This window comes from Niallia sp. 03133, assembly GCF_052663225.1.
The window spans coordinates 1-824 of the sequence record NZ_JBQTCY010000035.1 but is presented as its reverse complement, the minus strand read 5'-3'; the positions used below and the strand labels follow the sequence as shown (position 1 = coordinate 824).

Genomic DNA, 824 nt, shown 5'->3' with positions numbered 1-824 from the left:
GCTGCTCCCATTGCACCTAATGGATTCCATTTCCCAAAAATCAGTGCAGCAAGCGCCATAAATCCTTGTCCACTGATTGTTGCATGGGTAAATTCGTTCGTAATCGACTGGGCAAATACGGCACCGCCGATTCCGCCAAGTGCACCGGAGAGAATAACACCAATATAACGCATTTTCAACACATTTATTCCCATCGTATCTGCTGCCATTGGGTGTTCTCCGACAGATCTCAATCGCAGTCCAAATGGCGTTTTATACATTACAAACCAAGCGATAATAGCAACGATAATGGCTAAATAGGAAGTCCAATACGTATTAGTGAAAAATAGATCTCCTATAACAGGAATATCTTTCAAAACAGGAATATCCACTTTTTTGAAGCTGTATTGAATCGTACCTGTTTGGCCTTTTCCGTAGATTAATTTGACTAAAAACATCGCAAGTCCTGCAGCCAATAAATTTATTGCAACACCAGAAACAGTTTGATCTGCACGAAACGTAATGGTAGCTACGGCGTGCAATACAGAAAAAAGTGCACCAATAACCATTGCGAAAAGCAAAGCGACCCAAGGAGTCCAAGCCCCTAAACTATCTGCAAAGGTTAAGTTAAACACAATAGAGGAAAAAGCCCCCATCACCATTAATCCTTCCAATCCTATATTTATTACACCTGCTCGTTCTGAAAAATTCCCACCAAGTGCTGTGAAGATCAGCGGTGCAGCCCATAATAGTGAAGAAGGAATGACAATTAATAAAACATCCATTAATCCCACTTACTTCTCCCCCTTTTTGCTTTTATTTTTACTTATTTTCTCTAAAAATAA

The 824-nt window shown here is 40.0% G+C and carries 1 protein-coding gene; it reads right to left on the bottom strand.

Annotated features, from left to right (window positions below; genetic code table 11):
• Positions 1–773 (bottom strand): ABC transporter permease (locus ACTYBU_RS22420; protein ID WP_445493254.1); only part of this gene is annotated, 773 nt, incomplete at its 3' end.
• Positions 774–824: the final 51 nt, after the last annotated feature.